The following is a 25996-nucleotide window of genomic DNA, read 5'->3' as shown; positions in this document are numbered from 1 at the left end:
GACACCACATCGGGGCCGGGGGCGGATCCACTCCTGTCGCACCCCTCGACATGACGTGTCCATGTCGGCAGGCTGTTACCTGCCGCACGCCCCCACGCAACGTCGCGACACAAGGATGGCCGTCGGCTCCATCGGCCAACACCCCCACATCCAAGGGAGTTCTCCATGTCCCGGATACGCCTCGCCTTCACGCGCCCCGGTGTCTACGCGCGTCGATACCTTGGTCTGCTCGCCGCTCTCACCAGCCTGTTCGCCACCCTCGGCACCCTCAACGGCCCCGCCGCCCAGGCCGCGCTCCCCACGCCCGTGAGCGCCGCCACCGCCCGCACCTACCTGGCCTCGCTCAAGGTCGCCACCGAGAACCGCACCGGCTACAACCGCGACCTCTTCCCGCACTGGATCACCATCAGCGGCGCCTGCGACACCCGCGAGACCGTCCTCAAGCGCGACGGCAGCGGCGTGGTCACCAACTCCTCCTGCTCGGCCACCAGCGGCAGTTGGTACTCGGTCTACGACGGCGCCACCTGGACCGCCGCCTCCGACCTGGACATCGACCACCTCGTGCCGCTCGCCGAGGCCTGGGACTCCGGCGCCTCCGCCTGGACCACCGCCCGCCGCCAGTCCTTCGCCAACGACCTCACCCGCCCGCAGCTCATCGCCGTCACCGACAACGTGAACCAGTCCAAGGGCGACCAGGACCCGGCCACGTGGATGCCGTCGCGCGCCGCCTACGCCTGCACCTACGTCCGCGCCTGGGTCCAGGTGAAGTACTACTACGGCCTGTCCGTCGACACCGCGGAGAAGAACAAGCTCAGCAGCGTCCTCAGCGGCTGCTGACCCCCCCGCGCCCGGCCGTCGTCCCCCCACCGTCCGGCCGCCGGGACCGCGACCGGGAACTCACGCCTTCCCTCCGACGTCCGTACCCAGTGACGACGGAGGGAAGGCCGACCGCATGGCAGAGCTGCGCCTGGGCCCGCTGCTCAGATACGTGGACGAGGACACCGCTACCGTCTGGCTGGAGGCCGACCGCCCCGCCACCGCCGAGATCCGCTGCGACGACGGCTCCGCCGGCAGCGAACGGACCTGGCAGATCGCCGGGCACCACTACGCCATCGTGACCGTCACCGGGCTGCGCCCCGGCGCCAGCACCCCCTACCGGCTGCTGCTCGACGGCCGCGAGGTCTGGCCGCTGCCCGGATCCTCCTATCCGCCCAGCACCATCGACACCCCCGCCGGCGAGGACGGCGAACTCCGCGTGGCGTTCGGCTCCTGCCGCTGGGCCGCGCCGCCGCCCGACGAGCCCGACCCGATCGGACCGGACGCGCTCGACACCCTCGCCCACCACATAGCCGACGGCACCGCGCCCCGCCCCGGCCTGCTCGTCCTGCTCGGCGACCAGATCTACGCCGACGAGACCTCCGCCGCCACCCGCGCCTGGCTCGCCCGGCGCCGCGACCTGAGCGAACCGCCCTGGGACCAGGTGGCCGACTACGAGGAATACACCCGCCTCTACTACGAGTCCTGGCTCGACCCCGACATCCGCTGGCTGCTGTCCACCGTGCCCAGTTGCATGATCTTCGACGACCACGACGTCATCGACGACTGGAACACCTCGCACACCTGGCGCGACGCCATGCGCGACACCGCGTGGTGGAACGAGCGCATCGTCGGCGGCCTCGCCTCGTACTGGGTCCACCAGCACCTGGGCAACCTCAGCCCCGCCGAACTCGCGGGCGACAAACTCCTCGCCGCCATACGGGCCGAGGACGACGGCACCGAGGTGCTGCGCGCCTTCGCCGCCCGCGCCGACGCCGACCCCGCGCACAACCGGTGGAGCTACCGCCGCGACCTCGGCCGCACCCGGCTGCTCATGGTCGACTCCCGCGCCGCCCGCGTCCTCGCCGAGGAACGCCGCGCCATGCTCGACCCGGACGAACTCGACTGGCTGCGCCGGCAGACCCACCCCGACGGCGCGTTCGACCACCTGCTCATCGGCACGTCGCTGCCCTGGCTGCTCCCGCACGCCGTCCACGACGTCGAGGTCTGGAGCTCCGCCCTCGTCCGCGGCAACCGCGGCCACCGCTGGAGCCGGCGCGGCGAACGCCTGCGCCGGGCCGGCGACCTGGAGCACTGGTCCGCGTTCCCCAACTCCTTCGACGACCTCGCCGGACTGCTCACCGCGGCCGCCGACCACCCCGACGCGCCCGCCACCATCTGCGTCCTGTCCGGCGACGTCCACCACGCCTACACCGCCGAAGCCCACCGGTCCGGCACCCCCTTGCGGTCCCGGGTCCTCCAACTGACCTGCTCGCCGGTGCACAACACGATCCCCGGCTTCATGCGCGTCGCCTTCCGCCTCGCCTGGACCCGGCCCGCCCGCCTCCTCGGCCGCGTCCTGACCCGCCACGGCCGCGCCCCCGCGACCTCCCTGACGTGGAGCAGACTCGGCGGCCCCTGGTTCGGCAACCAGCTGATGACGCTGACCCTGCGGGGGCGCGCCGCGCACCTGCGGCTGGACCAGACACGGGCCGAGGAGCCCACGGCCCGGCTGGAGACGGTGCTGGACAGCCGGCTCACGGACTGAACGGCGGCCGGGATTGCCGATCCCGGGACGGACGGGGTGGAATGGCGGCGTGGACCACGCACCGGCGATCACCGCCACCCTCGCCGAGGTCGGGCCCCGGCTCAAGCGCCTGCGCACCGGGCGGGGCGTCACGCTGGCCGGACTGTCCGAGGCCACCGGCATCTCGACGAGCACGCTGTCCCGGCTGGAGACCGGTGGGCGCCGCCCCAGCCTCGAACTGCTGCTGCCGATCGCCCGGGCGCACCGGGTGCCGCTCGACGAACTGGTCGGCGCGCCCCCGTCCGGCGACCCCCGCGTCCGCCCCGCCCCGCGCCGGGTGAACGGCAGAACCGTCGTCCCCCTGACCGAGGGGCCCGGCGCCCTGCAGGCCTGGAAGGTGATCATCCCCGCCTCCCAGACCGAGCCGGACCCGCGCGTGCACGAGGGGTACGAATGGCTCTACGTCCTGGCGGGGCGGCTGCGCCTCGTCCTGGACGACCACGACCTGGTCCTCGGCGTCGGCGAGGCGGCCGAGTTCGACACCCGCCGGCCGCACTGGTTCGGCAGCGCCGGTGAGCACCCCGTCGAGATCCTGAGCCTCTTCGGCCGCCAGGGCGAGCGCATGCACGTCCGCGCCGCGCCGCGCCCCCGCGGGCCCGGCGGCGGCTGACCGGGCGGGCCGTGCGGCCCGGGTGGGCCGTCAGCCGCGCCGCGTTCCGTCCACCCTCACCACTCGCGCCACCGGTCCGTGACCCCGTCCGGGCCGATGCCGCCCCGCGCGGCGAGGGCGGGGACGTCGATGCCGTGCTCGGCGAGGGTGAGATCGATGTACCTGCACAACTCCTCCCGCTCGTCCGTCTCGTAGCCGCCTCCGCCGTGCTCCTCGTTGACGGCGTTCAGCGCGAGCACGACGTGCTCGACCGCCGCGAGGACTTCTCCGTCGCAAGGGCCGCCCATCGCCCTCACCTCCGCCTCGAACGACGCCGTCACACGGTCCGTGGCCGCGAGGAGAGACTCGGGGAAGAGCCGGGCCATGAAGGCGCATTCGGGACCGATCGTCCCGGCCGCGAGCTCTCGGGCCTCCTCGGCCACGCCGTCACGCCAGTGTTCGGAAGGTCTCGTCGCCATGCCCGCGACTGTACGTGCGGCCTCCGGCATCGCCACCGGGACGGTGTGACACGCGGCGGTGCGTACGCACACCGTGGCAATGTGGGTGGAGGTCCCGACCGGAGGGGGCGCGGCGCGGTGTCCTGCCCGCCGCCGGCTCCCCAATCCGGCCCGGGAAGTGCAGGGTTCGCGGACCGCCGCGTGACCTCGCCGGAGCGTCGGCCGCGGGGCTTCTCGCCCGGCAGGGGAGTGTGCCACCTCCCACACCGTGTCAACGGACGCCGGGTGCTAGGGTCCGTGTGGCGCTCCCCGAGGCGCCGTACTCCAAGGCACAAGGCGCAGCACGGTCGGCGCCCCTCGCCATATCTGCGTCCCCGGGCAGATGGGGTTCCCGCATGCCTTCCGGCCGTTCGCGGCGTGCCGGTTCGCGGGCGCGGGGTGCCCGAGGACGGACGAGGGGGCGGATTCCCCCTTCGTGCGGCCGGGCTTCTTCTCGCCACTTCTGATCCTGGAAGGACGCAATGACGGCTTCTCCCAACGACGGGACGGCGGCAGCCGACGAGACCCGGGCGACGCCTGCGTCCGCAGGCTCCACGCCGCTGCCCCGCCGGACGCAGAGGACGACCGCTATCGCTCGGGCTGCCGCCGGTACGAGTGCGACGCCCCCGGGCTGGAGCGACGGGCGGACCGCGACGGAGCGCTCGCGGCGGGCCGCGGAGATCCCGGAGGAGCCCGAGGACCCCTCGGGGGCGTCCGGGTCCACCTTCGCCGACGGGTTCGCGGCGGGGCTCGCGTTCGCGCCGCGCCCGGCGGCCGAGGAGACCGGCGCCGCGGGACCGGCCGCCGCCGACGCGGTGCCGCCCCCCACCCCTCGCCCGCGGTCCCGCAGGACCGTCCTCGTCGGCGCGGTCCTGGCCGCGGGCGTCCTCGCCTGCGTCCCCTTCGTCGTGCGCGCCGTCGACGGGAACGACCGGGGCGCGGCGACGGTCACCATCACCGACGCCGCCTCGGGCGAGCAGGCCCCCGGGGACGTCGCGGCTCCCGCGAGCCCGTCCGGGTCGGTGTCGCCCTCCGCCGCGAGCAGTCCGCGGCAATCGCCCGGGAACAGCGCGAGCGCCACTGACAGTGCCGGCGCCACCCCGTCCTCGACCTCGGACCCGACCGGCGGGAACGGGAAGCCGGGCAACGGCGGCAAGCCCGGCGGCACCGCGCACCAGCCCACGTCGAACAGTTCGAACACCTCGCACACCGGCGTCCCGGCGGACGCCACCGTGCCGGACGGGGCCATCGTCAACCCCGCCTCCGGCCGCTGCATCGACAACAGCACCCCGAACAACACGCCGCTGCAGGTGTGGGACTGCACGGGGAGCCCCCAGCAGACCTGGCAGGTCATGCCGGACACCAGCATCCGGTCCGTGGGCCGGTGCCTGGACGTCGTGAACGGCTCACGGGACGACGGGGCGGGCATCCAGCTCGCCGACTGCAACGGCACCGGCGCCCAGCAGTTCCGGTTCGACTCCGCGCACCGGCTGGTCAATCTGCAGGCCGGCAAGTGCGTCACCCTCCAGGACGCCTCGGGCGCCAACGGCACCCGACTGCACCTGTGGACGTGCGGCGCCGACGCCGGCCAGAGGTGGACCGCCCACTGACCCACGGGGCCGTGTGTCCGGGGGCGGCCGGGCGTCAGATGACGGTCAGCGTCAGCACCGCGGTGTACGTGCCGGGCGGGGTGGAGGTCGGTGCGTCGAGGTCGAGTTCGGCGCCGACCCTCGCGGTGCCGGGGCCGGTACCCGTGGCCAGGGTCCTGATGCCCTTCAGCCCGTTGCCGTCGCCGGGGGCGACCGGGGCGCCCGCCGTGACCGACTGCGCATTGCCGCGGTCGATGACGGCGGGGGTCCAGGTCAGGTGGCTCGCGTCGATGGTGGCGCCGGCCGGGTCCGACGTGAAGTCGCCCGCCTGGGCGGTGGCGGTCCAGCCGATGTTGCCCGGGCGGGTGTCGGTGACGGTGACCGGTGCCAGCTGCCCCGAGGTGTGGAGGAACTCGCCCGTCGCGTCGAGCACCGGGGTGGGCAGGACGACGTGCGGGCTGCCCGCGACGGAGATCACCAGCGCCCCGGGTTCGAGGGTGGTGGTGATCGTCTGCATCCGGTGTCCCGGGTTGGTGTCGGTGCACGGCGGACCGCCCACCCGGTCGCAGGCCCGCGGCTGAGGCGCGTTCTGGAGTTCCTCGGCGGCCGCGCCGACGCAGTTCGACGTGTCGACCTCGCTGAGCGGGGAACCCGGGATGCGGCGCACGATGCCAAGACCGGCGGACACCAGGTCGGGCGGCAGAGGCGCGCTCTCCATGCCCACCGTCGCGGCCTGGTGGCACAGGGCGTACGAACCGAGGGAGGCGAGCGTCTGTCCCTTCTCCTCGGTGAACCCGGTGCCGGTCGTCGTCGGGACGATCAGGTGGCCGACGAGCGGCAGCGGGTAGGTCCGCGGGTCCGGCGCGGTGTACACGGGCGTGAGATCGACGAGGCCGGAGGGCCCGGCCGTGGCGGACGAGAGGGCGACCGTCACGGCGCCGCTGGTGGGCGCCGTGTAGTACCCCGAGGTGTTGAGCAGACTGGCCACCGGCAGGCCCGCCGACGACGCGTAGCCCGACTCCACGTAGGTGATGGCACCGCTGGTGAACCTGGTCTCGACGGTCACACCGAGCGAGCCGGCCACGGCCAGGTCCCCCGGCACGGTCGGGAAGACCGCGGTCGTACCGCATCCGGGGCCACGCCCGGCCGCCGAGCAGTAGGCGCCCCACACCGACGGCTGCTCGGCCGCCAGCCACTGCGTCAGACCGGCCGTGGTGGCGTTGTTGTCGGCGCGGACCACCGGGGTGATCGCCGTGGCCGGCAACGTGGTCCTCGGGTTGTCCGCCTGGATCGCCGGATCGTTCCACCGGGTGATGGTCCTGGTGAAGATCCCCGCCACGGTCGCGCCGGACAGCCGCAGGTTGGTGATGCGCCTGCCGTTGACCTGCACGTTGTAGGTGAAGCCGATGCTGCCCGCCATGACGGGGAGATAGGCGAAGGGCCTGGAGGGCGGCGGGTCGGTGAACCCGTCCTCGTTCAGGCCGTACGGCAGCTCCGAGGCCGCGAAGTCCAGCGTCCCGGAACGGAACCGGCTGCGCCCGTCGATCGAACCGGTCCCCTCGTAGTGGACCGTGCCGAAGCCCTGCCTCTGGACTGCGGCTCCCCACCCCTGGATCTGGTCCTGGGCCCACGTCGAACCGGCTCCGTCGATCGGCGCGCCGGTGTCCGCCCGGGCGGGCGACGCGCCGTTGAGGACGACGACGAACACCGCGGTGACCGTCGCCACGGCGCCCCTGAATCCGCGCCGGCGCCACACCCGCGAGGAACTGCCCTGTACCGCCGCCCGGTCCGACCGTGCCATCGTCCGCCCATCGTTCTCCGGGGACCGCCTCCCCAGGGGCCCCGACCGCATCGCGTCAGGATGTGCGCCCCGTGGCAACCGGGGACGACGGACAGGTGAAGGACGAACGAACACGCCCGGGGCCGACGGGACTTCCCGGGGCTAGGCCACCTCGATGCCGTACTCCTGGACCAGTGCCTCCAGGCCTCCGGCGTAGCCCTTGCCGCCGATGACGAAGTCCCAGTCGCCGGCGGCGCGCCGGCGGAACGAGCCGAGGACCAGCGCGGTCTCGCCCGGGCGCCCGTCGGACACCTCCAGGCGGTCGAGTTCGGCGCCCGAGGCGTCGAGGAGCCGGATGCCCGCGTCGGTGAAACCCGACAGGTCCGCCCGGGGGTCGGCGACGGGATCGATCGCGGCCACGAGGACGAGCCGGTCGGCCCGTTCCGGCAGCGCGTCGAAGGCGACGCGGAGCGCCGCCTTGTCGGGGGCCGCGTCGTCGATCGAGCGGACCGCTCCGTCGGGGGTCCGGGGGTTGTTGTAGAAGACGAAGTGGTCGTCGCTCAGTACCCGGGACCCCTGGCAGACGAGCGCGCACACGTCCACGGCGACCGCGCCCGACCACGACATGCCCAACACGTTGTGGTCGACGGGCTGTTCGCCGGCCGAGGGCGCCGGAGCCGGAGGCCGGCCGGGACCGCCGGACCCGCCGTCGCCCAGCCTGCCGCGCAGCCCGTGACGGTGCAGCAGGTCGACCAGTTCGCTGCCGGACACCAGCTCCAGCGGCTTGCCGTTCGCGAACGTACGGGACCCCGGGCCGAACCCGGAGGTGGTGACCAGCACGCCCTTGTTGGCGCCGGCGTCCTGCACGGTGCCGTACAGATCACGGACCGCGGTCGGCGGGACCGTGTTGCGGTACCGCTTGACCTGCACGACGATCTTCCCGCCCCGTATCGGGGTGGGGTCGTCGGCCTCGACGTCGACGCCGCCGTCGTTCGAGCGCTGCGTCGTCACCGCGCGCATCCCCATGGCGCGGAACAGGTCCGCGACCAGCGACTCGAAGGCGACCGGATCCATGGTGAAGAGGTCCGGCCCGTCGTCCCCTCCGTGCGTGACGACGTCCCCGCCGACGTCGCCGGGCAGCCGGCCCGGCCTGACCGCGACGCGCTGGTCGGGACGCGCCGAGAGCCGGCCGTGAAGGCCGTCCATGAGGCAGTCCACCGCGTTGACCTGCTCCAGGTTCAGCGCGACGAAGGCCGGACGCGCGGCCATGACGGTCGCCAGGACGATCTCGGCGCGCCGGCCGGTCGCCGGGTCGTGGTCGTCGACGAAGCCGTTCAGCGCCACCGACTCCAGCGCCCCGAACTCGTCGGCCGCGAACAGCTCGCGCAGCACCAGCAGCACACTCTGCGCCAGCACGTCCCGGTACAGCGCCCGCCGCTGGGCGACCGGGCGGGCCGTCTCCTTGTCCTGGTCGGCGGACGGCACGTAGCGCACCGACTTCGCCTCCGGGACGATGTCGTACTTGGGCAGCTCCCAGTTCACCACCAGCTCCCGCCCGGACGGGTCGTAGGCCGCGGACAGCTGCCGCGGCATCGCCTCGGGCCAGGCCGAGGACGCGTACAGCGCCGCGGAGAAGTACTCCACGGCCGCCTCCGGGTCCCCGTCGCGGAGCGCCGCGGCCATCTCCGCTGTCGCGGCGTTGTGGCGGCGTATCTCGGCCAGTTGCCCGCTCGCCCACTGGTCGTACTGCTGCCGGTACTCGGCCAACTGCCGCTGCCGCTGCTGCTCGGCCGCCTGCGCGGCGTGCCAGTCGCGCTCGAACCGGGCCCGCGCCTCGTCCTGCGCCTGGGCACGCCGATGCGCTCCCAGGCCCCAACCGCCCTGGGCCTGGTACTGGTTCGGGTCCGGCATCGCGAGGGGGTGGGCCAGCGGGCCGGGGGCGAACGCCTCGATCCGCTCCGGCCGGACGAGCGCGGCCGACCGGAACGCCGGGGCCCGGCACCCCGCGGCCAGCAGACCTCCCAGGGCCGCGACCTGCGCGTCCAGCTCCTCGGTACGGCGACGCGCGTCCGCCTCCCGGTGCCGCCGGTACGCCGCCTGCTGCTCACGATGACCGCGCGCCATGTCGCGCTCGTAGGCCCGCTGCTGCCGCTCCGCGTCCCTTTCCCGCTGCACCTGCGAACGCAGCTGCGCCTCCCGCTGCCGCTGCTGCTGGCGCTGCGCCTCGGCCCAGATCCCGGCCAGTCCGCTGGAACGACGACTCATGGCGGTACACGTCCTCCCCCGGGACACCGTCGTCCCACCCAACCGTTCGTCCGCCGGCTCCCCACCAGCAGTAACGGGACAGCCTAGTCGCGATCCGGCCCGGTTCCCACGGGCTTGGCACACGCTTTGACCTGCCGCCCACCACTGCCCACCGCCGCCCCGGGCATCAGGCGTCGTGCCACGGCAGCGGATCCGGCCGCCGGTACCACCACCAGCCGTGTCCGCCCCCCGGCGTCAAGACGCCGCTCGCACCACGGTCTTCGGCGCGACATATGTCCGTGGCATACTGCGCCCTCGAAGAGCAGGGGAGGGGTCTTCACATGCAGCGGGTCAAAGGTGCCGCACCGGATCTCGGCAAGACCGACTACTGGTCGAAGTTCCGCGGACTCACCTGGTGGCAGTGGGCGCTGTCGGTACTGCCGTTCGGCTTGTTCATCGGCGGAGCACTGGGCGCGGGCATCGGCCTCCTGAGCATCGCCGCGAACACCTCCCTCGCCAGGAAGCAGTTCCCGACGCCGCTCAAGGCGCTCGCCATGACCGGCGTCGTCCTGGCCGCCTATCTCGTCTGGATCGTCATCGCGGTCATCCTCGACACCACGGTGAACTGAGGCGCGCAGCGCGGACGCGGTGAAGGACGGCGGCGGTTCAGCCGATGCGCGGCTGCTCGCCATCGACGGCTGCGGCCGTTCCGCGCTGCCCGACCCGGCAGCTGCGTCAACGCCCACGGGAGCCGCTACGTCGTCGGCGGCGCCCTCCTGCGGGGCGGGACCTCCGGCCGGACGGGATCGGGACCGCGCGGCGATGCGGTCAAACGGGAGGGACCGAAGGGCCCGCGACCGTGGAGACCGGCAGGAAAGGAACGGCTTCACGGGGCCCGGCAGCCCGCTCCGAGAGGTCTTCGGGCGGTTCCTCGCCACGGCTGAGGGCGGCGACGTACTCGCGGACCTGGCTCAGGGGCAGCAGAGTCGCACGCCTGCGCAGCAACCGCATGGCCGCGACCCGCCCGTCCGCCGCCAGGACGCGGGCGACCGCGACCCGCAGGTCGTCCGGCGCAGCCGGCCGGGGGAGCCCCTTCACACGGTGACGGTAGTCGTCCTCCCACTCGCCCATGAGGTACGCGACGGAGTGGATCGTGTGGACGCTGCCGTCAACGGCGTCCACCAGGTAGGGGCCGACACCGAGGAACATGTCCCTGCTGTCACGGGTCCTGACCCATGCCGCTGACTGAGCGAACACAAGCCAGCCAAGTCCGTGCCTCTGGGTCTTCCAGACGACCATGGGATGGGCCGCGGCGTGAGGCGACTCCGCCTCCTCACGCGCCAGGACCTGCTCGACCAGCGCGATGGCCCATTCGATGGGGATCATCCGCTCATGACGGGTCGGCGCGGGTTCCGTGGGTCACTGCTTTCGCGTCCTGCCATTGGTCGACCGTCATCCGCCACACGACGTCGATCCCCACTTCACCGGGAGCGGCAGGCCCGTCCGGCACACGGAACCGTTTGACCTCGGTGAAGCCCAAACGGAGGGGGACGGCTCCGCTCGCCACGTTGGCGGCATCGTGATGGATCTCGAGGCGGTCGATGCCGGGCAGGCGGAAGCCTTGGTCCGCAAGGGCCGCCGCGGCCATCGTGACGAGTCCCTGTCCGGTCCAACGGGGGTGGATCCAGTAGCCGATCTCGAGGCCGCCGGCACCGATGCGGCGATGCAGGCCGCAACTGCCGATCACGGCACCACCCGATGTGATCGCGTAGCCGTAGGCCTGCCCGGTCTCCCAGTCGTCGTGGGTCCGCGCCAGGAAGTCGGCGACCTCCTGCCGACTGTGGGCGGCCGCCCAGACCATCCACGGCAGGAGCGTGTCCAGGGCCTCGGTGGTCACCCGGTCCAGGGCGTCGAGATCGGTCATCCGCCACCGGCGCAGTTCGACCCGGTCGAAGCGGAGACGCTCGGCAGGCTCGTCATCCATGCCGGGATGCTCTCGCGACCCGGCTGAGGCCGACAACGCATTATCGCCCGCCCGCTGCCAGAGGGGCCCGCACACGCGACCGGCGAACATCGGATCGGTCCTGCGCTACGGCGAGTTCGTCGTGGGCGCGGTCGGGTTCCTGATCGAAGAGCAGCCAGTAGGCGGCTAGAAGGGGACGAAGCTCACCGCGGCGAGGGTGCCGTGCTCCACGACCTCGCGCGGCAGGGTCAGGCCGAAGTGGCGTTCGCCCATTTCGAGGATCTTGATCTCCGCGTTCACATCGGGGGCGGCGGTGCCGTCGGGGAGCAGCAGTCCCACCTCGCGCATGGCGGGCACCAGTCGCCCCGGATCGTCCCCGCCGAGCTGGTCGGCTCCCCACCCCGGCTCGAAGTCGCCGATCAGGCATCCGTCCTCGGCGTACAGGAACCAGCGAGGCGGAGTGCCGGAGTTGAGGTACACGACCGCCTCGGTTCCCCGGGAGACATCGCGGAGCGCCTTCCGCTCCATGCCCTCGGCGCTCCAGTGCTCCAGCGCGAACGCCCACCCACCGCAGGTGCCCAGCCGGGCCACGGACCCCTTCTCGTAGGACCAGTCCATGGCCTCGTCGGCCGAGAGTCCCTCACGGATCGCACCGGCGTCACCCCCCATCCGCCGGACCAGTTCGTCGATCTCCAGCCCTCGCGCGAAGGTCAGGCAGTAGGTGTCGAAGGCCGTGGAGATCCACTGAATTCCGCTGTCTGTCACGAGGACGAGCTCCTGGTCCGTCGATCAGCCGATGTAGGGCTCGGTGCGGCTGCCCAGTCCGTGGTCGATCCGCATCCGCATGGACGGGTGGATGCTCAGTTCGTCCAGCCCGCTCGGGTGGACGAACGCCACGTCCTTGCTCTCGCCGCTGGTACGGAGTTCGCCGCCGGTGATGCGGGCGCGGAAGCAGAGGGAGAACTGCTGGCGCACCTCGCCGTCGTCGTAGGCCATGACGTGGGCGGGGTCGGTGTAGATGCCGATCAGGCCGGCCACCTCGACGTCGAACCCGGTCTCTTCCTTCGCCTCCCGTACGGCCGCGGCCGACGCGGACTCCCCGATGTCGATGCCGCCACCGGGGAGCGCCCACAGGTCGTTGTCGGTCCTGTGGATGAGCAGGATCTCCCCGGCCTCGTTGAGCGCGACGGCCGTGACCGAAGGGACGATGCTGTTCGCCTTCGGGGCGTTCGGGTCGTTGAAGTAGTCGACGCGGGCCATGCGCCCAGCCTCGCACAGACGTCCTTCGCGGTCCCGTCCGTCCAGACCCTGATGTCGACAACTCTGGGCGGGAGCCCCGGCGCAGCGGCCCGGAACCCCACCGATGGGGTCCCGGGCCCCGGCCGGGCGCACGCTGCTGAAAGGTCCGTGCGGGACAGGCCTCAGGCGAGGGCCGAGCCGGACTTCCACTGGTCCCAGGTCATGTTCCAGCCGTTGAGGCCGTTGTCGGGGGCGATCGTGTGGTCGTGGGAGTGCTCGACCACGACCACGTCGCCGAGGAGGGAGTGGTCGTAGAACCACGCCGCGTCCTGCCCGGAGTCGCCGCCGCCGCGGACGTCGTTCAGCCCCACGCAGCCGTGGCTCACGTTGCTGTGGCCGAACGTCGAGTCCGGGGCCCAGTAGTTGCCGTGGATGAAGGTGCCGGAGGTGGACAGGCGCATCGCGTGCGGGACGTCGGGGATGTCGTACTCGCCGGCGTATCCCACGCTGGCGCCGTCCATGCGGGTGGAGATGAGCTTCTGGGAGATCACCATCTGCCCGTTGTACGTGGTGCGGCCCGGCGCGCCGGAGGTGATCGGGATCGTGCGGACGGTGCGGCCGTCGCGGACGACGCGCATCGTGTGCGTGGCGGCGTCGACGGTGGAGACCTGACGGCGGCCGACCGTGAAGCGGACCGTCTTGTCCTGGGTTCCGTAGGCATTGCCCGCGGCCTTCACGCCGTCCAGGCGCAGGCTCAGGGTGACCCGGGTGCCGGCCTTCCAGTACGCCTGCGGGCGCAGGTCCAGGCGCTGGTCGCCGAACCAGTGGCCCACGACCTCCTGACCGCTGTCGCCGGTGACGCGTATGCCGCCCTCGACGGCCTTCTTGTCGGTGACCGGTTTGTTGAAGGTCAGCGACACGGGCATGCCGACCCCGACGGTCGAACCGTCCTCCGGGGTGAACGTGCCGACCAGGCGGTCGTCCTTCGCGAGGGTGGTGAAGGACAGGCTGCGTGTCTGCTCCCCGCCCGCCTCGTCGGCGGCGCGGACGACGAGGCGGTACGCGGTGCCGTACGCCAGGGCGGCGTCCGGGGACCAGCGGCGGTGGTCGCCGGCCTCGGTCCCGCGAACCTCTTGTCCGGCCGCGCTGGTGAGGGTGACGGACGAGATCTTCCCGCCGGAGACCTCGACGTCGGCCGCGCTGCCGACGGACGCGTGCCGCTCGCCGTCGGCGGCGCCCGTGGTGAGCCGCAGGGCCGCCGCGGAACGTGGCTCGCCCGAGGCGGCCTGCGACGGCGCCGTCGCCTGCGCGGCGGGCGTGGCGGCGGGGTGCGGGCCCGCGCAGGCGGTGAGCAGCGACGCCCCGGCGACGGCAAGGGCGATCACGGTGCGGTGGGGAAGGGACGACACGCTTACTCCTGTGGACCGCGGGACTGTCATCGGGTGAGAGAGGCCGCGTCGCCCATGACGACGACGGGGTGGTCGGCGGGGTCCAGGGCCCGCAGCAGCTGGCTCATGTGCGCCTTGGAGAGGCTGATGCAGGCGTGCGTGGGGCCGCCGTGGTCGACGTGGATCCATATGCCCCCGCCGCGGTTCGCGCCCATCGGCTGGGCACCGTCCATCGGTGAAGTGCCGGGCTGCCGGTTGTAGTTGATGGCGATGACGTAGTCGAAGGATCCGGCGAGCGATTCGCCCTCGATACCGGGACCGCTGATGGAGAAGGCACCGGAGTGGTGGTAGGGCAGCTTGGTTCCGGGGTCGGGCAGCCGTCCGCCGGCGTCGGTGAGACCGAACACTCCTATGGGGCTGTGCAGGTCACCCGCGTAGTGCTCGTCGGTCCAGCCCTTGTAGCCGTTGTGCGCGGCCCACACCGCGCCCGGACGCCAGCCGCCGTCGACGCGCTCCCAGAGCACGACCCGCGAGGACGACGACTTCTTGCCGGTTCCCGTGACCAGGACGACCTGCCGGGTGCGGGCCGGGACCTGCGACAGGGTCTTGGGGCCGAGCCCCGGCAGCCGGGCGGGGAACTCCGGCTCCGGCGGGGCCGTCGTCCGCGGTGCGGCGGGGGCGGCCGCCGGCCGACCGGTCGCGGGGGCGACGGCGTCCTGGACGACCGAGGCCGTCTCGGGGGCGGAGTGGGCATTGCCCTCGGGTGCTTGGAGGTACGTGGCGATGCCCAGCGAGGAGACGACGACCGCGGCGGACATGGATATGTAGGGCCTGTGGAGGCGCATGGGTGCGGGCTTTCTCAAGAGGAGGGGGGACGTTGCGGGGGCAGCCCTGTGTCGGGGCGCGCGTGTCCGGCGGGCCTGCCGGCGTCCGTGGGGGGTGCGGCACTCCTGGCGTCGCCGCCCACGTCGTGGGGGCGGTCCAGGGCCGCGGGGGTGGTTCCACACGCGTTCAACCAGGCGGACGCCGGTTCGGGTTGCCTGGAGGTCGGGACGCGGTCGGGACGCGGGAACGGGTTTGCCGCCGGCGGCCTGGCGGCCTCAGCGGGCCGCGGTCGTGGGCGTCGCCCGGAGATCTGCCGCGGCCGGTCGGCGGCGGTCGGCGGCGGATCTCCGGGTCGCCGGTGGGTGCGGGCCGGGGGCGCGTCGCCGCGCGGCCCGGCCGCCCGGTTCAGCTGTGCGCGTTCTTCGGCACCGTGATCTGGCGCTCGCCCCAGCTCATCCGGGTGGTCGCCGAGTAGTTGACCGTCGTGCCCGCGCGCAGGCCCGCCGTCTTCGCCTGGGCGGAGGGTTCGACCAGCACGACCTCGTCGCTGAGCATCGCACCGGTGGACGGGTCCACGACCAGCCGCTGCCGCGTGGTCCCCAGCGCCGTGCGGTAGGTGACGGGGAAGTCGACGCCGACGCCCTCGCGTCCCAGGGGATCGGTGACGCTCCCGGTCACCCGGACGCCGGGCAGACCCGCCATCACGCGGTACGCGGCCGCCCGGACGCCGGGCTTCACCGGCATCGTGACCAGATCGGCCGCCTGGCGCAGCATCCAGGCACTGCGGTTCCCGGTACCCGTGTCGGCGCCGTTGTCCCGCGCGTACAGCCGCTCCAGGTAGCGGCGCAACTCACCGCTGGTGGACGGCAGGGCGCGCAGGTCCTTGTAGGTGACGTTGTTCGGGCCGACGGCGTAGATCTTGTCGTCGACGTTCGTCCGCAGGACCAGCGGCCGCCGCCCGGTCCCCATCGTGACCCCGAACCGGCCGGGGCCGTTGGCCTTCGAGACCTTGACCTCGATCGAGCGCGGCGAGCCCGCGGCGTGCCAGCGCGCCGCGTCCGCCGCGGTCCGCGGCCCGGTCGCCGCATCGAGGCCGGTGACCATGAGGCTGCCGGTGCCGGGGCGCACGCCCACCGACCACTCGTCGGTCGAGGTGCTGCGCACGGCGAAGATCCGCCCCTTCGCCTCGGTGACGTCCAGGTGCTCCGAGCGCGTCGTGGTCTGCCAGTACGTGCCCTCGGCGACCGAGGTCTCCGCCTTCCGGGCCGCGCTGAGCAGTTCGAAGTGGCCGTCGACACGGACGTCCTCACCGGCGGCCGGTCCCGCTCCGTCCGCCCCGTCCGAGGGGGCCGCGGCGGAGGACGGTGACTGTGCGACCGGCCGATCGGCCGGATCCTGCGAGTCGAGCGTGCTGACGACCACCACCGACGCCGCGACGGCCGCCAGCGCCACGGCTCCCAGCGGCCGGAACCCACTTCTGCGGCGGGGAGCGAGGAAACGTGCCGCGCGGCCGTCCGTCTCCCCGGCGACGATGCGTGCGAGGTCCTCCCGCTGCCGTACGGGGTCCACCAGCCGGGACGGGTCCAGTTCGCCCGGCCGCGCGTCGGCGAGCACCTTCATGACGTCGGGCCGCCCGGACGGCCTGTGGGTGTTCTTCACGCGGGTGCTCCTTCGCGGTGGGTGGGGTACGGGGCCTCTACGGCAGGTGCGGAGGCGGCCTCCGGCACGGGCGTCGCCTCCAGGGCCCTCTCCAGACGGCGGCGGGCCCGGTACAGCCGGACGGTCAGCGTCGCGGTGGTGCAGCCCAGGACCTGGGCGGCCTCCTTGGCGCTCAGGCCGTGCCAGGCGATCAGCGTCAGCAGCTCCCGGTCGGCCTCCGGCAGGCTCGCGAGGGCCTGCAGCGCGTCGTGCCGATCGGTGACCTCCGCCGCGACGTCCCCGGCGTCGGTCCCGGTGCCGCTGCTGATGCGCCGCGCTTCCTCGGCGGCGAGGAGGTACTGGTGCGCGTCCCGGCGGCGCAGCTCGCGCACCAGGTTGCGGGCCACGCCCAGGAGCCACGGCAGCGCCGGGTGGGGGATGTCCCGCACGCGCCGCCAGGCGACGGTGAACGTCTCGCTGGCGATGTCCTCGCCTACCTGTCGCCCCACCAGGCTGGTGGCGTAGGCAAGGACCCGCGGATAGCACTCCTCGTAGACGTCCCGGAAGCGTTGGGCATGTGTCACGCGCCGTCCCTCCATCTCGGCTCTCTCACCGAGCAATGCGCGAGGCGGCGCGTTTCTTACAGCCCGAACCGAGGATTCCGTCGGATGTGGTCCATGTCACGCGGCGGCGGCGCGACTGCGTCGATCAGAATCCCGGGGCCGGCAGGAAGCCCGGCCGCCAGGGAGGGACACTGCCGGGCACGAAGTGCGACGCACCACACGACGGCGAGGAGCGTCACCGCGAGGACGAGGGCGTGCACAAGCGGCCGTTCCCCGACGAGGAGCCCCACCGCGACCCGAGGCCCGTGATGGAGAGGAAGAGGAGGAAGGTGCTGTCGGCCGCGTTGTTCACCCCGACGTCGCAGGCGCTCCACGACCTGCCCGGAAGCAACGCGGTAAGTACCGCGAGAGCCGTCCCCACTGCCATGCCGAGACATCCGTGCAGCCGTCGGCGCTCCATCTGCCTTCTCGGGAGCGCTTGATCCGCGCCGCTTGTCACCGCGTTCCCGCGTTACGGCGGGTGGGGCCCGCGTGCGTGCGCATCCCGACGGACGGCCTGGACGCGTCCCAGGGGGCGGCCGATCCGGCCGAGCCGAAGTGCCGCCGCTCGGGACCCGACGAAGGGATCTGACGGTGACGTGGGCCGAGAGGCGCCGTCACGGCGGGTTGGCCGCTGCCCGGCAGGCACCGGTGGCGGCGCCGCCCGGTACGCCGACCGCGGTCAGGCCGCTCACACAGCCCTGCAGGTCACCGTGCACCCCGCGGGTGCACGCCGATGTGACGGCGCCCGAGACCTCGACGCCCGTTTGCCGGACCATGTTCTGGCAGGTCGGAATGTCCGCGTGGGCGGCGGGCACGGCGAGAGCCACACCACCGAGGGCGACGGTCAGACCGGTGAGGACATGGGCGATTCGGATCGACGTGCGCATGGGAGGCACCTGCTCTCCGGGGCTGGTCGGGGATTCGAGGCGCCGAGGCGGACACGACCGCAGCACTACCGTGAAACCGGGCCCCGTATGCGTCGGCTCGGCAGACCACCCCTCCGTTCGACACTAGAACAGCGCGCCACCACGCGCATGCCGGCTCGGGGCCGCTGGTCCGCTGCATGGGTATCGCCATCGTGGCGCCCGTAGTCGACTGTGGCCGGCCGCCCGAGGGGTCGCGATGCAAGCGTCGTTGCCGATCCCTGACGCGTAAGTTCGCGTCAGGCTCCGTCCGTCCTGCACGAAGGTGCCGACACCCTGGTTCCGCGGCCGTCCTCCTGCGTTGATGTCATCTGGTGATGTCTTCGCTGGTGCTCGCGTGGCTCATCTGCTTGATCGCGGATCTCGCGCTCCCGCAGCTCTCGGTGCCGCCCGTCGTCGCGCTGCGCCTGTCCTTCGCCGCGACAGTCTGCGGGGAACGCCCACGCCGGGGCCCTGTGGCGCCGGTCCTCCATCCATCCGCGGCGCGAGGGCTGAAGGCCAGGCCCCCACCGCGGCCGGAACCTCAAGCCCCGGCGCCCTCCACGCGGAGCAACGCCTGGGCCGGGACGTCGTCCCGGCCCAGGCGTTGCCGACTACTGCTGCTGGCCGCGCTGGGTCAGTGGTGGTCGTGGCCGTGGCCGTGGCCGTTGCCGCCGTCACTGCGCTGGCGCTGGAGCGTGAACTTCTCGAAGACCGACAGCTCACCCGTGGGCGTGATGATGTTGTAGTAAGTGACGTAGATGCGGGTCATGTCGCCGGGGTGACGGCCCGGGTCGACGCTGAACTCGGCGAAGCCGTACGGATGCTCCGCGTCGCGGACACCGATCCAGACCGCCGTCTCCTTCTCCTTGACGGAGTTGAACTTGCCGACGTGCTCCGTCTGGACGTACGCCGAGTGGTGCCCGTGACCGTCCGCGTCGTCGTTGGTGAAGCTGTTGTTGGTGATGCCGGACACGCCGCCACCGCCGAGGATCATGTGCGTGGTGCCGTGCTCGCTCTCGATCACGTCGAGCGCGTTCTGACTCGGGTTGGGCGTCAGGGTGACGCTGCCGGGGACGACGCCGCGCACCGCCAACGAGCGCTCGTAGTCGTGCTCGTGGCCACAGAGCACCAGGTCGACGCCGTACTTGTCGAACAGCGGGCCGTACGCCGCGCGCAGCGCGAGGTCGGCGCCGTTCGCGGCGGTCGCCGAGCTGATCATCACCTGGTGCATGCAGATGACGATCCAGTCGACGTCCTTCGAAGCCCGTGCCGACTTGAGCTCCTTCTCCAGCCAGGCGAGTTGCCGACCGCCGGAGTAGCCCTTGATGTAGATGTCGCCGCCCTCCTGCAGGGCGATCTCGTCGTTCTGCAGGACGATCACCTTCACCGAGCCGACGGTGAAGGAGTACCAGAGGTTGTCGAGTTCGGGCTGGGTCTCGGTCGAGGGCAGCTCGAAGTAGGTCTGGTACGCGTCGAGACCGAGCTTGCCGTTGCCCAGCTCGATCTCGTGGTTGCCGGCGGCCGGCATCCACGGCCGGAATCGCGCCGAGCGGCTGTTGTTGGTGAGGAAGTCGCGCCAGACGCGGACGCGGTCCGGCCCGGTGTTGGCGTAGCAGAGGTCGCCGTTGAGGAGGTTGAACAGCGGGCCGACCTTCTCGATGCCGGTGACGATGTCGGCGGCGGCGGGCGTGGCGTTGGGCTCGAAGTCGCGGCCCGAGGCGTCGGCCGGGTTCGCTCCGGTCTTCCACGTCACACTGGGCGCACCCTGGTCGCCGAAGCTGGTGAAGGTGAACGGAGCTCTGCCGGACGGCGCCGTGTGGAAGGTGCCGGCGTCGGGGGTGGCGCCGTCGTGCTGGGCCGCGTACAGGTAGTCGGTGTCGGCCTTGAGCTTGCTGATCAGCGCGTGATGGACCCAGACGGTGCGCCCGGAGGTGCCGTCCACGTAGGTCTTCGTCGTCGCGCGCGCCGTGGAGCCGAAGCCGCCACTCAGCGTGCCGTAGACGACCCGCGGGTTCTTGACGGCCGCGTCGGTGACCCACGAGACGACCATCTGGCTGCGCGGGTCGGCGCCGAAGGTCAGGTGCAGGCCCTGGACCGGGGTGGTGGCCGAGCCGGTGGTGAGACCGGTGACCTCCGACTGAGAGGGGACCGCCTCGGCGGTTCCGGCGCCGAGGACCAGTGGCCCGGCGGCGGCGCCGGACACTGTCGCGCCGAACAGGCCGAGCGCGTTACGACGAGAGATGCGAGTTTGCTTGGGTTCTTCGGACATTCCGGGGGCCTTTCGCGTCTTCGGGTGCAGTCGAACACCGACCGGACAGCAGCGGTTCGAACCTGACAGCGGGCTGCGGCAGGCCAGTGGTGAGCACACTCACGGACGCTAGGAAGCACGGACGACCGGCGCGGCGGGACAGGCATGAACGCCAGATGGCAGTCACCGCAACGGACGGCAACTCCTGACGGCCTGGCCCTGCAGGCGTCCGGCAGCTCGGCAGGCAGCGCCCACCACGTTCACCGGACGATCCAGGTCGCCACCGGCGATGATCAGGCTTCTCCGGCGGCACCAGGAGGAGCAGGCGCGGGAGCGCGGTGCGGCCGGCGCCGACGGGCAGGACAAGGGATACCTCTTCGCCTCGCCGACCGGCGAGCCGTCCAGTCCGAACACCGGCTACCACGGGGGGATTCAGTCGGTCGCCGCAATGCCGATGGCCCACCACGCCTTGCCGTCGATCTACGCGGGCACGGCGTGTCAGACAAGCCCGCGTACGGCTACCGCGTCGCGCGGTTCGCGGCTGATCTACGCGACCTCCTGGTAATGCTCGACCTGCGGGACGTAGCGGTGCTGGCCCACTCGCTGGCGTGCACGGTGATCTGGTCCTACTGGGACCTTTATGGGGGCGACCGGATCTCGCGACCGATCCTCGTCGACCAGGGGCCCATCGGCGAGTCCGCATCTGCTCGGCGAGAACCTCACCCTGTCAGGCGCCCACGCCGCCGCCCTCCTGCGGGACTACGCCCACAACGACTGGCGAGACGTACTTCATCGGATCGACGTGCCAACTCTGGTCGTCGGCGGCGAGGCGAGCATGACGTCTCCCACGGTCGCCCCCGAGGTGGCCGCGTGCATCCCCGACGCCCAGTGCCGGGTCTTCACAGAACGCGAAAAGGGGAGCCACCTGATGTTCTGGGAGAACGCCGCCGACTTCAACGAGATGGTGGCCCGGTTCCTCGACGAGACTCCGGGAGCCAGGGGTCTCTCATGACGAACACTCCCCAGCGCCCCGGCGGCAATCCTGTTGAGTAGGACGGTGGATTCGAGTGACGGGGTGACCGTCACGATTTCGGGATGCCTCTGTTCGCCGCCCGGATGCCCGCCTCCAGCGCCGCCATCAGATCCGCCGGCACCGGCTCCTCCAGCCCCTCGCCCGCCATCTTCGCCACCACCGGCTGCTCCAGCGCTGCGGCGTACTCGTCGTGGAGCTCCTGGATCTCAACGCCGACCAAGGAGTGCATGAGGAGCTCGGCGAGCTCGAGCTCCCGCTCCGTCACCAGGGCCGCGCTCGACAGGTCATCCGGCTCCCGGATCTCTTCCGGCCACAGCAGCGGGTGCAGGACCGAACAGCGGAGCGAGCTGACGCAGGGTCAAGTTCGTACGCCAGTAGGCCGTGACCAAGAGGAGGCGATCCTCCAGTGGTAGACCCCACGGCCGTCCACGCCGCGGCTCCTTGGCGACTTCGCGACGCACCGCGGTCACCAGCCTGCTGAAGCAACGTGGGCTCAGCCCGGTGAACGGGGCTATCCAGGACGTCTCCACCGCCGTGATCACACCAGCCATCCGGAGATCATTTCAATTGCCGACGGCCCGCCCATCGGCGATCCTGGGCACCCAGCAAGGAGGGTGGGCGAGATGGGGCTGATGCTCTTCCCAGGTGACGACGACGTGACAAGTCCAGACGTCTCCTGGTCCTACACCGGCTTCGGGATGTTCAGGGAGTGGCTGGCCCAGACCGAGGGGTTCGCGCTCGCCGAGATGGACGGCTTCGGCGGAGACCGCGACTGGTCCAGCGTCTCCACCACGCTGGAGCCACTCCTCAACCATCCAGACGACGATGGCCCCGACCTCACGCCCGCTCAATGCGCGGCCATGCTGCCCCGTCTGGAAGCAATCCTCGATCACCGTCTGCCGGACCCCAGCGACCCTGTCCTACGACGGCGCATCGGAGACGTCAGTCAGTTGGTCACCGTCCTGCAGTCTTGCGTGAACAAGAACGTCGACCTCATCTTCGGCTGATCCGGGAGCGCGTCGCGACCCACCGCCGAGGGATGGCGGCGGCTCGCAGTTACGGGACAACCTTTACGCTCACCTGCGGCGATGGTTGCGCCAGCGCGGCATCCAGCACCGCATCGCGAGGAAAGGAGTCGAGTCCTCACAGCGACTGGGCCGCCACCGCTGGACCATCGAACGCACCATGGCCTGGCTGGCTGGCTGGCTGGCCGGCTGCCGCCGCCTTCATCGCCGCTACGAGCGCAAGGCCGACCACTTCCTTGCTTTCACAGCCATCGCCTGCACCCTCGTCTGCTACCGCAGACTCACCAAATGAGATGTCTTCTAAAGTCACCACGATGATCACCAGGCCCGTGCCTGTTTGCTGCGCACCCCAACCGGTCACAACCCGACCAGCCGGACGACCCCCGAACTTGCAACCACCCTGACTTCCGGACTCGTACGGCTCCCAACCCGCTGTCCGCGCGCTCGCGCTTCCAAGATGCCGGTTGCGGTCGAGAGGAATAGCGTGGAGTTACCCAGTCGGCTCGTGATGTGACGACGGAAAAAGGTGCGTCGCATCTTCAACACGAGTGTGAGGACTGTACGGAAAGGCTGATGCGGACGACGACTCGGGGTGTGCGGCATGCTTTTCTACGTCCAGATGCGCTGGAACATCGAGGGTCGCATGAGCTTCGATGAAATGTGGGATTATCAAGTAAGAGAGCAAGAGGAGGTCGGCGGTAAGGTAAATGTCGTCCACATGTACAAAGTGGCTGGCCAGCGGCGCGTCATCGCCGTGATCGATGCGGAATCCGCAGATGAGCTGGATCGTATCTTCATGGCAACGCTCCCGCTGAGAGAATATCTCGACATCGAGATCATCTGGGCGCTACGCGAGTTCTCCGGCTTCGTCGAGGACTGCAAACGACACTTCCGTGAATAGACACCCTACCTGCGGCCGTTCCCTGCCGACCCAGGGTGGTTGCAAGTTCGGGGTCGTCCGGCTGGTCGGGTTGTGACTGGTTGGGGTGCGCAGCAAACAGGCACGGGCCTGGTGATCATCGTGGTGACTAATGTGCCGAGGGGGCCCCGCGTGGTGGCAAATGGCCCTGTGTATCCGCGCTCCCACGAGGCAAATTCAGGCGCATCCCGAGTGGAGGGATGCAGTGCCCGAGCGGATCGAACGCACCGTCACGAACCTGTCACTCTCCGGCGCGACCGAGCTGGTAGCCACCAGCATCGCGCCATGAAACTCCGCACCCTCGCCGCCGCTGCCACGCTGATCGTCCTGGCTGTCAGCGGCTGCAGTTCCAGCCCGGACACCTCCGAAGACAAACCCCGGCCCGCCGGCGCTTCCCCATCGGCCTCCAGCCTCGGCGACCTCGTCGTGCCCGACCCCACCGGAACTGCCTCAAAGGCAGCCCGCGAAGCAGCAGCCAAGATCCTCCGGGCCAGCAACGACCACTACCGGAGCCTCCTGGACGAGGGCCGCAACGCCTGGGGTACGCCCGACTTCGGCTCCTGGCAATCCAAGGCCCTGAACGACTTGAGCTACCTGGACGCCTTCCGCAAGGCCGACGGGCACTTCGACGCAACCAACGAGCCCGCCGGCATCCGGAACTGGCAGAGCGACATCGCGGCCGTCGGCGATGCGATCAACCAGTGGGCGCAGCAGAACACCCTCGACACGGCGCAGAAGTCAGCCATGCCCGAGCCCAAGGACGTCACCACGGCCTTGGGCAAGTGCGACTCCGACGTACGGGCCGTACTCGCCGGGAAGTAGCGCGGACCGCCGCCGCAGAGGGCCTGTTGATCGTTTAGCGGGGTGACACCGCACACTCTGCCCCGGGGGCCCCATGCCCACTCCCGCCCTCTGTCCCGGCTTCTGCAACACCGCGTGGCGCCGAGCCGCACACGCCCTCGCCGTCAACGGCACCCCCCCACGACATCCCCGCGTCGTGGGGCACGCCCGTCCACTGCCCCGGCTGCGTCATGCGCACCCACCGGCAACTCGACGAACTCCCCGCCGTCGCCCGCGAGCCGCTCCATGCCACCCGCGCCCCGTCGGTCTCCACCACGCGCAGCGCGCCGACCGACACCACGCCCCTGGCCCGGGCAGTCCGCCCGCCTCCTCATCGACCTCGTCGCCGGAGGCCTCCTCGAGACCGCCGCCGAGCTGCTGCGCCTGCGCGGCATCAGCTCCGACCGGCTCCTGGCCACCGGCGTGCGGGAAGAGAGGCGCACCAACCGGGCCATCACCATCCTCGAGCGCCACCTCGAGTGGCTCCTGCAGGAGCACCCCCTCGCCACCGAGTCCCACGAACCGACCCGCACCGGCACGGTCGTCATCGCCTCCGGCAACCCCGCTGCGCAGATCGCGCACTGGCACCGCGCCATGGTCCGCTTCACGCACCAGGACGAGGCCCACGCCGTGCAGCGCCTCGCCCCTTGCCCCCGCTGCGGCGGCCCCTGGCTCGCCGAGGCTCGAGACCTGCGCCTCGTCAACGGCCTGTCCTACATCGAGTGCCAGAACACCGACTGCGGCGCCCTGCTCACTCAGCCCGAGTACGACGAGCACGTCCGCAGCCTCATCGGCGGCGTCCCCACCCAAGCCCCCGCCCGGCGCCCCGTGACGCTCGACGCCGGCGTCCGCCAGGCCGTCGAGGAGGTCCTCCGCGGCGTCCTCACAGACGACCGCACGCCACCGGGTCACCCGGACGGCGCGCCCGGAGGAACTGCAGCTTGACGGGGGTCAACGTGACGCGTCACAGTGAGCGCGGAGCAGTGTGTTCACAACACAACGCGCCAACAGGGCCCCCGCCGCAACTGGCAGAGGGGCCCTTGGCGTTTCTCGCCGGAGGTGAGCCCCGTGGACCAGCAGCCTGACTTCTCCCGCCTGTGGACCACGGCCGAGGCCGCCCGGGCCGCCGGCGTCCGGGCCGATGTGGTCCGCGCGTGGAAGTCCCGTGGCCACCTCGAGCAGGCCAGCCGCAACCACCTCGGCCAGCCGCTGTACCGGCCCGTCGACGTCATCCGCGCCGAGGCCGCCACCCGAACCCTCACCCACGCCCCCGCCGGCGCCATTCGGCTACACCGCGCCCTGCGACCTCGAGCAGCCGCCGGAGGCGTAGCCACCACTGACTCCGATCCACGGCCAGGGCCCCGGCCGCAGATCGGGGACCGTCCGTCGTCGGGAAGCGCCGAGGGTCGCCAACCGGCGACGGACATCCAACGCCCTGATATCGACCCAGCCTCGCATTAGTCCGGCGGCATCTGGGAACGATGGACCCCGTGGACCAGGGGCTGGCGGCCGTGTTCGGGGCGGCGGTGGGCGTTATCGGATCGGCGATGACAGGTGCCCTGACGTGGGCCATCACGCGCACGCAGCTCAAGACCCAATTACAGGCGGATCTCCAGCGCTGGAAGCGGGAGATACGCCGGGAGACCTATTTGGGCCTGCTCAACGCCGTACGTGCCGCGCGAGGAGCCCTGGCGGCCGCCCTAGATGAGTTCGAACTCAACCGTGAGACCGGGCAGCCGCACATGGCCGAGGCATGGAGACTGCAGCCATCGGTCGAGGTGGCCCGAACGGCGGTCCACCTTGAAGGTCCGGCCGAGATGGCAGCGTTGGCGGACGACCTCGCAGAGGCACTCCACTCACTGTTCGGGTGCGCGTATCCGTGGCGACAGGGAAGTTCCTTCGACGACCCAGATCTCACCGCTAACAACCGTCGGGCTCGCGCCAGGCTGTTCTCCGCGGAGCAAGCGTTTATCGCAGCCGCGCAAAGGCAATTGGATGCCGGGGGCAGCACCTCACTCCTGACACGCTCTCCCTGACCAGCGGCTC

The 25996-nt window shown here is 71.6% G+C and carries 27 protein-coding genes and 3 pseudogenes; 15 read left to right on the top strand and 15 right to left on the bottom strand.

The annotated features are described in order from the left end of the window. Nucleotides 1-165: 165 nt before the first annotated feature. From ACFYXS_RS00720 to ACFYXS_RS00710, 3 genes are all read left to right on the top strand, one after another. Nucleotides 166-837: an HNH endonuclease family protein gene (locus ACFYXS_RS00720; protein ID WP_389242303.1), complete on the top strand. Its 672-nt coding sequence runs from the start codon at nucleotides 166-168 to the stop codon at nucleotides 835-837. Nucleotides 838-952: 115 nt separating this feature from the next. After that, complete coding sequence (locus tag ACFYXS_RS00715) at nucleotides 953-2584, top strand: alkaline phosphatase D family protein (RefSeq protein WP_389242301.1); 1632 nt, start codon at nucleotides 953-955, stop codon at nucleotides 2582-2584. A gap of 49 nt (nucleotides 2585-2633) precedes the next feature. Then, nucleotides 2634-3233 carry a helix-turn-helix domain-containing protein gene (locus tag ACFYXS_RS00710; RefSeq protein ID WP_389242299.1) on the top strand — a complete coding sequence of 200 codons (600 nt, stop codon included), beginning with the start codon at nucleotides 2634-2636 and terminating at the stop codon, nucleotides 3231-3233. Between the two features lie 56 nt (nucleotides 3234-3289). On the opposite strand, the gene ACFYXS_RS00705 is transcribed toward ACFYXS_RS00710, so the two are convergent. Next, entirely contained in the window at nucleotides 3290-3691 is a 402-nt protein-coding gene (locus ACFYXS_RS00705; protein WP_389242297.1) for a hypothetical protein, read from the bottom strand. A 500-nt stretch (nucleotides 3692-4191) separates the two neighbouring features. On the opposite strand from ACFYXS_RS00705, the gene ACFYXS_RS00700 reads away from it, so the two are divergent. Beyond that, the gene (locus ACFYXS_RS00700; RefSeq protein WP_389242295.1) at nucleotides 4192-5319 is read left to right on the top strand and encodes a ricin-type beta-trefoil lectin domain protein; all 1128 of its coding nucleotides are present in this window, start codon (nucleotides 4192-4194) and stop codon (nucleotides 5317-5319) included. Between the two features lie 34 nt (nucleotides 5320-5353). Here ACFYXS_RS00700 and ACFYXS_RS00695 read toward each other — a convergent pair whose 3' ends face one another. Together ACFYXS_RS00695 and ACFYXS_RS00690 are read right to left on the bottom strand one after the other, a co-directional pair. Further along, nucleotides 5354-7099: a substrate-binding domain-containing protein gene (locus ACFYXS_RS00695; protein ID WP_389242293.1), complete on the bottom strand. Its 1746-nt coding sequence runs from the start codon at nucleotides 7097-7099 to the stop codon at nucleotides 5354-5356. Nucleotides 7100-7240: 141 nt separating this feature from the next. Then, a complete protein-coding gene (locus tag ACFYXS_RS00690) occupies nucleotides 7241-9343 on the bottom strand; it encodes a restriction endonuclease (RefSeq protein WP_389242291.1) in 2103 nt (700 codons plus the stop codon). Nucleotides 9344-9663: 320 nt separating this feature from the next. Here ACFYXS_RS00690 and ACFYXS_RS00685 point away from each other — a divergent pair, with 320 nt between their 5' ends. Beyond that, nucleotides 9664-9951, top strand: a complete 288-nt coding sequence (locus ACFYXS_RS00685; RefSeq protein ID WP_389242289.1) for a hypothetical protein — start codon at nucleotides 9664-9666, stop codon at nucleotides 9949-9951. A gap of 199 nt (nucleotides 9952-10150) precedes the next feature. Here the strand turns inward: ACFYXS_RS00685 and ACFYXS_RS00680 are convergent, their stop codons facing one another. The 10 genes from ACFYXS_RS00680 to ACFYXS_RS00635 form a co-directional block, all read right to left on the bottom strand. Next, nucleotides 10151-10708, bottom strand: a complete 558-nt coding sequence (locus ACFYXS_RS00680) for a YrhB domain-containing protein (protein ID WP_389242287.1) — start codon at nucleotides 10706-10708, stop codon at nucleotides 10151-10153. A gap of 4 nt (nucleotides 10709-10712) precedes the next feature. Next, a complete protein-coding gene (locus ACFYXS_RS00675) occupies nucleotides 10713-11306 on the bottom strand; it encodes a GNAT family N-acetyltransferase (RefSeq protein ID WP_389242285.1) in 594 nt (197 codons plus the stop codon). Nucleotides 11307-11471: 165 nt separating this feature from the next. Beyond that, complete coding sequence (locus ACFYXS_RS00670; RefSeq protein ID WP_389242283.1) at nucleotides 11472-12050, bottom strand: DUF6461 domain-containing protein; 579 nt, start codon at nucleotides 12048-12050, stop codon at nucleotides 11472-11474. Nucleotides 12051-12074: 24 nt separating this feature from the next. Next, a complete protein-coding gene (locus tag ACFYXS_RS00665; RefSeq protein ID WP_389242281.1) occupies nucleotides 12075-12545 on the bottom strand; it encodes an NUDIX hydrolase in 471 nt (156 codons plus the stop codon). A gap of 161 nt (nucleotides 12546-12706) precedes the next feature. Next, a complete protein-coding gene (locus ACFYXS_RS00660; protein WP_389242279.1) occupies nucleotides 12707-13933 on the bottom strand; it encodes an Ig-like domain-containing protein in 1227 nt (408 codons plus the stop codon). Nucleotides 13934-13959: 26 nt separating this feature from the next. Beyond that, nucleotides 13960-14757 (bottom strand): L,D-transpeptidase family protein, encoded by a 798-nt coding sequence (locus tag ACFYXS_RS00655; RefSeq protein WP_389242277.1) that lies wholly within the window; start codon nucleotides 14755-14757, stop codon nucleotides 13960-13962. Between the two features lie 385 nt (nucleotides 14758-15142). Next, the gene (locus ACFYXS_RS00650) at nucleotides 15143-16396 is read right to left on the bottom strand and encodes a CU044_5270 family protein (protein ID WP_389242275.1); all 1254 of its coding nucleotides are present in this window, start codon (nucleotides 16394-16396) and stop codon (nucleotides 15143-15145) included. Next, nucleotides 16393-16959, bottom strand: a complete 567-nt coding sequence (locus ACFYXS_RS00645; RefSeq protein WP_389242273.1) for an RNA polymerase sigma factor — start codon at nucleotides 16957-16959, stop codon at nucleotides 16393-16395. Before ACFYXS_RS00645 ends, ACFYXS_RS00650 begins: the two co-directional genes overlap by 4 nt. 635 nt (nucleotides 16960-17594) lie before the next feature. Next, entirely contained in the window at nucleotides 17595-17867 is a 273-nt protein-coding gene (locus ACFYXS_RS00640) for a hypothetical protein (protein ID WP_389242271.1), read from the bottom strand. A 652-nt stretch (nucleotides 17868-18519) separates the two neighbouring features. Beyond that, on the bottom strand, nucleotides 18520-20154 hold the full coding sequence (locus ACFYXS_RS00635; protein ID WP_389242269.1) for a purple acid phosphatase family protein: 1635 nt from the start codon (nucleotides 20152-20154) through the stop codon (nucleotides 18520-18522). Nucleotides 20155-20422: 268 nt separating this feature from the next. Between ACFYXS_RS00635 and ACFYXS_RS00630 the strand changes: the two genes are divergently transcribed. The 3 genes and pseudogenes from ACFYXS_RS00630 to ACFYXS_RS00620 all read left to right on the top strand — a co-directional run bounded on the left by ACFYXS_RS00630 (nucleotide 20423) and on the right by ACFYXS_RS00620 (nucleotide 21145). Continuing rightward, nucleotides 20423-20698, top strand: coding sequence for a hypothetical protein (locus ACFYXS_RS00630; RefSeq protein ID WP_389243528.1), 276 nt, complete (start codon nucleotides 20423-20425; stop codon nucleotides 20696-20698). Then, nucleotides 20629-20880 (top strand): annotated as a pseudogene (locus ACFYXS_RS00625) (alpha/beta fold hydrolase); the annotation flags it as partial. The gene ACFYXS_RS00630 and the pseudogene ACFYXS_RS00625, both read left to right, overlap by 70 nt. Before the next feature lie 88 nt (nucleotides 20881-20968). After that, entirely contained in the window at nucleotides 20969-21145 is a 177-nt protein-coding gene (locus ACFYXS_RS00620) for an alpha/beta fold hydrolase (RefSeq protein ID WP_389243526.1), read from the top strand. A gap of 70 nt (nucleotides 21146-21215) precedes the next feature. Here the strand turns inward: ACFYXS_RS00620 and ACFYXS_RS00615 are convergent, their stop codons facing one another. Together ACFYXS_RS00615 and ACFYXS_RS00610 are read right to left on the bottom strand one after the other, a co-directional pair. Then, complete coding sequence (locus ACFYXS_RS00615) at nucleotides 21216-21431, bottom strand: hypothetical protein (protein ID WP_389242267.1); 216 nt, start codon at nucleotides 21429-21431, stop codon at nucleotides 21216-21218. Nucleotides 21432-21480: 49 nt separating this feature from the next. Beyond that, nucleotides 21481-21717: pseudogene (locus ACFYXS_RS00610) on the bottom strand (transposase family protein); the annotation flags it as partial. Between the two features lie 72 nt (nucleotides 21718-21789). Between ACFYXS_RS00610 and ACFYXS_RS00605 the strand changes: the two are divergent. The 7 genes and pseudogenes from ACFYXS_RS00605 to ACFYXS_RS00575 all read left to right on the top strand — a co-directional run bounded on the left by ACFYXS_RS00605 (nucleotide 21790) and on the right by ACFYXS_RS00575 (nucleotide 25986). Further along, nucleotides 21790-22173, top strand: a complete 384-nt coding sequence (locus ACFYXS_RS00605) for a hypothetical protein (protein ID WP_385088894.1) — start codon at nucleotides 21790-21792, stop codon at nucleotides 22171-22173. Nucleotides 22174-22237: 64 nt separating this feature from the next. After that, nucleotides 22238-22483 (top strand): annotated as a pseudogene (locus ACFYXS_RS00600) (transposase); the annotation flags it as partial. Nucleotides 22484-22792: 309 nt separating this feature from the next. Further along, nucleotides 22793-23092, top strand: coding sequence for a muconolactone Delta-isomerase family protein (locus ACFYXS_RS00595; RefSeq protein ID WP_093507730.1), 300 nt, complete (start codon nucleotides 22793-22795; stop codon nucleotides 23090-23092). A 303-nt stretch (nucleotides 23093-23395) separates the two neighbouring features. Next, nucleotides 23396-23932, top strand: coding sequence for a hypothetical protein (locus ACFYXS_RS00590; protein WP_389242264.1), 537 nt, complete (start codon nucleotides 23396-23398; stop codon nucleotides 23930-23932). Nucleotides 23933-24196: 264 nt separating this feature from the next. Next, entirely contained in the window at nucleotides 24197-24895 is a 699-nt protein-coding gene (locus ACFYXS_RS00585) for a hypothetical protein (protein WP_389242262.1), read from the top strand. Nucleotides 24896-24919: 24 nt separating this feature from the next. Further along, nucleotides 24920-25411, top strand: coding sequence for a MerR family transcriptional regulator (locus tag ACFYXS_RS00580; RefSeq protein WP_389242260.1), 492 nt, complete (start codon nucleotides 24920-24922; stop codon nucleotides 25409-25411). Nucleotides 25412-25440: 29 nt separating this feature from the next. Then, nucleotides 25441-25986 (top strand): hypothetical protein, encoded by a 546-nt coding sequence (locus tag ACFYXS_RS00575; protein ID WP_389242258.1) that lies wholly within the window; start codon nucleotides 25441-25443, stop codon nucleotides 25984-25986. Nucleotides 25987-25996: the final 10 nt, after the last annotated feature.

Source organism: Streptomyces sp. NPDC002574 (assembly GCF_042889545.1).
Classification (GTDB): Bacteria; Actinomycetota; Actinomycetes; order Streptomycetales; family Streptomycetaceae; genus Actinacidiphila.
This window is presented reverse-complemented; position numbering and strand designations above follow the sequence as displayed.